This is a genomic window from Negativicoccus succinicivorans (assembly GCF_018373335.1).
GTDB lineage: Bacteria > Bacillota > Negativicutes > Veillonellales > Negativicoccaceae > Negativicoccus > Negativicoccus succinicivorans_A.
This window is the reverse complement of record NZ_JAHAHH010000097.1, coordinates 1-3,716: the sequence shown is the minus strand read 5'-3', so window position 1 is coordinate 3,716 and position 3,716 is coordinate 1. Positions and strand designations below refer to the sequence as shown.

The following is a 3,716-nucleotide window of genomic DNA, read 5'->3' as shown; positions in this document are numbered from 1 at the left end:
GCAACCGGTCTATGGCTTGACGGAAGGCATCCGGCCGGCAAGTCTGGAGCGTTGGATCCAAACGGCATTGGCTGCGGTAAAAGATATTCCCGAGACATTACCGGCGGATGTGCGTCAGCAGCTCGGCCTACGTTCGCGCGCTGAGGTGACGCGCCTTGCGCACCAACCGCCGAATCAGGAAACGGCGACCGCGGTGCGGCAGGAGTTGGCTTTTGAAGAACTCTTCTTTTTACAGCTTGGCGTTTTGCGCTTGCGCGCGCAGCGTGAGATAGGAGCCGTCGGCATCAAATGTGCACCGAACGGTAATCTTTTTCGACAGCTGATGCAAACCTTACCGTACCGTTTGACCGGCGACCAGCAAAAAGCGTTGGCGGATATTTGCGATGACATGGAAGGGATCTTGCCGATGCGGCGGTTACTGCAGGGTGATGTCGGCAGCGGCAAAACGGTAGTGGCGGCGCTTGCAATGACGAAAGCGGCGGAAAACGGATACCAGTCGCTTTTGATGGCGCCGACGGAAATTCTCGCGAATCAGCACTATGAAACGCTGCAATCACTCTTAGCACCGCTCGGTATCCGCGTTGCCAATTTGACGGGGAAAACCAATAAAAGCGAGCGGGAAGATATTCTTGCCGGACTGCTTGACGGTAGCGTAACGGTATGTATCGGTACGCATGCACTTTTAGAAGAAGACGTGGAATTGAGGGCTCTGGGCCTGGTCGTGACGGATGAGCAACACCGATTCGGTGTACGACAACGCATGCGCTTGGAAGAAAAAGGGATCGCACCGCACACGTTGGTCATGACCGCGACACCGATTCCGCGTACATTGGCCTTGTCCGTATATGGCGATTTGGATATATCGCTTATTCGTGAAATGCCTCCGGGTCGCAAACCGGTTCAGACTTTTGCGGTGAACCGCTCGTATATGCCGCGAATTTTGCGTTTTTTGGAGAAAGAAATGAAGCGGGGACACCAAGTCTATGTTGTCTGTCCGCTTGTCGAAGAATCCGAAAAAATGGATTTAAAGGCTGCTGTAGAGGTATACGAAGAGCTGAAAAATCGATTTCACGAATTCGGCGTCGGTCTGGTTTACGGCGGGTTAAAAGCGGACGCCAAACAGGCGGTGATGACAGCGTTTGCCAAGCACCAATACCATTTGCTGGTCGCCACCAGCGTGGTGGAGGTCGGCGTAAATGTGCCGAATGCGACGGTCATGCTCGTGGAAGGCGCAGAGCGTTTCGGCTTAGCGCAACTGCACCAGTTGCGCGGTCGTGTCGGTCGCGGCAACGCACAGGCATATTGCATTTTGGTAAGTGACAGCCGAACGGAACTGGCACAGGAGCGTTTGCGTTACATGACCGAAATTCAGGACGGCTTTACGTTGGCGGAAAAAGATTTACTGCTGCGCGGTACGGGAGAACTTTTCGGATATCGACAGCATGGTTTGCCGAATCTTAAAGTGGCGGATCCTATTCGCGATTTACCGCTCTTGGTGAAAGCGCGTGAAGTGGCGGAAAGCTATGCTCAAACAAGTGATCCTGTATTGCTTGGCGAATTACAAAAACGGTTCGGGAAAGCATTTCTTGCATTGCTGCAGCATTAAAAAAGACGCTTACGCGTCTTTTTTTTGTGCGAATTGCCAATCGGCGAGCATGGCATGAATATCCGGTTTAGAGCAGGAATTTAGCGGCAATTCCGCATATTGCAACCAATAACGCGGCCGCTCGATGGAGGGTAAGCGCAGCGCCATTTTTCGCAATGCGGAAAGGGGTTGTTTTTGTTCGACAACCACAGCGGCAGCCGGCACTTCACCGCGCTTCGTATCGGGTACAGCAAATACGGTAACATCTTTGATCAAGGGCGTTTCACGCAATGCGTCCTCGACTTTAGCGACGGAGATTTTACGTCCGGCGTAATTAATCACCGCATTGGAGCGACCGGTAAAACGAATGTTGCCGCGCGGCGTCCATGTACCGGTATCGCCGAGGGTCATTTCGTGATCGCTGCCGATAACGCCGAAAGGAGTTGTCACGTAAATCGACGTATCCTTAATTCTGACCCTGACCTGCGGAAACGGTTTACCGACGATGCCCGGCTCCCGATCCCACTCGTCAATGTGGCAATAGGTAATATAGTTCAGCTCACCGGCGCCGTAATATAACGTAATCAGCGCTTTCGGAAAATGATTTTGCAATGCGGCGGAAAGCTCTTTGTCCAACGACTGCGAGCCGGTAAAAACAGCACGCATAGAGGATGCAATATCCGTTTTTGCCGCGTGCAGAATCTGACGCAACTTTACCGGCAGGAGATACAGCGTGTTAATGGATTCCTCTTGGAGAATGTGCCACCAGCGGCGCGGTGTATACGCGGAAATCGTACGGGCAAACCCGCCGGCCCAAAATACACAGGCAAACGAGTTGAAATTCCCGGTAAAACTGAATGAGCCATGAAAAAACAAGCGAGATCCTTCATTAATTCCAAAAATTTTATTTTGAATGGGGAAGTAGTCTGTCCAGCTGTGTTCTTCCCGCCAAAAAAGTTTGGGCAGCCCCGTACTGCCGGATGACAGCACACCGAATTCCGCCGTGGCCGGAATTTTTGTCACGTCAGATGGGCCGATGGTACCGTCAAAAAGGCAGAGACCATTTGACTCGGCAATGTTTCGCACATCTTCCGCCGGTAAATCGGGGTGGCAGAGGACCGGTCGTAAACCGGCTTTGCGTGACGCGAGAAAAAGCAACCATTGCTGAGCGAGATCCGTTTCTTGAATAAGGACGCCGCTACCGGGCGGAAACGGTAACTTCGCAGCAAGCGTGTTGATCTCATGAAGCAATTCGGCATAGGTATACATTCTGTCATCGACTTGCAGCGCTATTTTTTCCGGACGTATTTCAGCCCAATGGTGGAGGCGGTGAATGAAATTACTCATGGCAACGCTCCACGATTATGGCGCAACCGGTGCCGCCGGCGCCGGCGATGGCACACAATCCGTAACGGCCTTCGATAGCATGCAGGCGGGCCAGCAAGTGGGTCAAAATGATCGCCCCCGAGGCGCCGTAAGGATGACCGTAGGCCAACGCGCCGCCGAGCGGATTATACCGTTCGACGAGCTGCGGATACGATTGTGTAAAGAGGTAATCAATGATTGCAAACGCCTCATTCCATTCGATTGTATCCATGTCATCCATTTGCAAATGAGCCGCTTGCAATGCCAATGTACTGACGCGCTTTACACCGAGCGGAGACAGTAAAGGATCACTGGCGCCTTGCGCGACCGCAATGATTTTGGCAAGTGGTCGTAAGTGGTACCGTTCGATCGCTTCTTGACCGGCGAGCATGGCAAACGCCGCCCCGTCATGAATCAGGCAGGCATTACCGGCCGTAATATGTGTGCCCGATCCTAAGAGCAACGGTAAGCGTTGCAGAAGTTGTAAACGCATGCGCGGTCGTAAACATTCATCGTTTGCTAATTCGGGCACCGGCACGAGCCAATTCTTTAACGTATCTGTTTGGGCATTGGCTAATGCGCGTTGATGACTTTGTAACGCCAACTCATCCAGCTCTTCGCGTGTCGCGCCAAGTGCTTGTACCGCTCGTTCAGCGCCGCGAAGCATCGCGTCGGCGGTGAACAAATAATCTTAAAGAAATATGAACCAGCATGTATCTTCTGTGGTGATGCTAGAGACGTTATAAACTACAAAGGTAAGAATATC

3 protein-coding genes are annotated in these 3,716 nt (G+C 52.4%); 1 reads left to right on the top strand and 2 read right to left on the bottom strand.

What is annotated here, in order from left to right:
* A partial coding sequence (gene recG, locus KH813_RS06270) for an ATP-dependent DNA helicase RecG (protein WP_303994495.1) occupies positions 1-1,606 on the top strand: 1,606 nt, incomplete at its 5' end.
* A 9-nt stretch (positions 1,607-1,615) separates the two neighbouring features.
* Here recG and KH813_RS06265 read toward each other — a convergent pair.
* Both KH813_RS06265 and KH813_RS06260 read right to left on the bottom strand, forming a co-directional pair.
* On the bottom strand, positions 1,616-2,932 hold the full coding sequence (locus tag KH813_RS06265; RefSeq protein WP_303994494.1) for an AMP-binding protein: 1,317 nt from the start codon (positions 2,930-2,932) through the stop codon (positions 1,616-1,618).
* A complete protein-coding gene (locus KH813_RS06260) occupies positions 2,925-3,617 on the bottom strand; it encodes a hypothetical protein (RefSeq protein WP_303994493.1) in 693 nt (230 codons plus the stop codon). Before KH813_RS06260 ends, KH813_RS06265 begins: the two co-directional genes overlap by 8 nt.
* Positions 3,618-3,716: the final 99 nt, after the last annotated feature.